The 566-nt window shown below is 62.0% G+C and carries 1 protein-coding gene and 1 pseudogene; one reads left to right on the forward strand and one right to left on the reverse strand.

Features of this window, described 5'->3' with window-relative positions:
• On the forward strand, nt 1-213 hold a 213-nt coding region (locus AC1DW2_RS43880; RefSeq protein ID WP_477009221.1), incomplete at its 5' end, for a transposase.
• 167 nt (nt 214-380) lie between these two features.
• On the opposite strand, the pseudogene AC1DW2_RS43885 reads toward AC1DW2_RS43880, so the two are convergent.
• A pseudogene (locus AC1DW2_RS43885) lies at nt 381-566 on the reverse strand (IS110-like element ISMex17 family transposase); the annotation flags it as partial.

Below are 566 nucleotides of genomic sequence, written 5' to 3' on the forward strand. Positions count from 1 at the left end.
AACAGACATCATCCGGAACTGCCGCCCAGGCTCAAACGCTACAACCTCCTCATCGCGCGCCGACGAGCCCAGGTCGAGACCACCTTCGCTACTCTCAAACGCCGCATGCGGCTGACCTGCATCCGCTACGTCGGTCTGATCAAGGCGACCGGGCAAGTCCTGCTCGCCTCGATCGCCTTCAACATGAGGCGGTGGGCCACGATCGCCGCGTGAGCCGCCCTCCGAGGGCGACAACTACAGATCTTGCCAGGCAATCGCCGGGACCAGGGCACTCGCTCCTGACGTCTTCAGCCTCAAGAGCCGATAACGCAACAGGCCCACAAGGGGAGAGGGTGGATCGCCGCGATAGCGGCGAGACGGGTGAGCGACTGTGTTCGCTGTCAAGCGGGTTGCCATGGTGTTTTCGTCCTGATCATGACATTGAGGATGGTCAGCAGCTTGCGGGCGACGGCGATCAGGGCAACGAGCTTCGGCTTTCCATTGGCCACGAGGCGCTCAAAGAAGGCCTTGAGGACGGGGTTGTGACGTCTGGCGGTCATCGCTCCCATGAACAATACCGTTCGCAC

It is taken from the genome of Bradyrhizobium sp. P3_C3 (assembly GCF_056402655.1).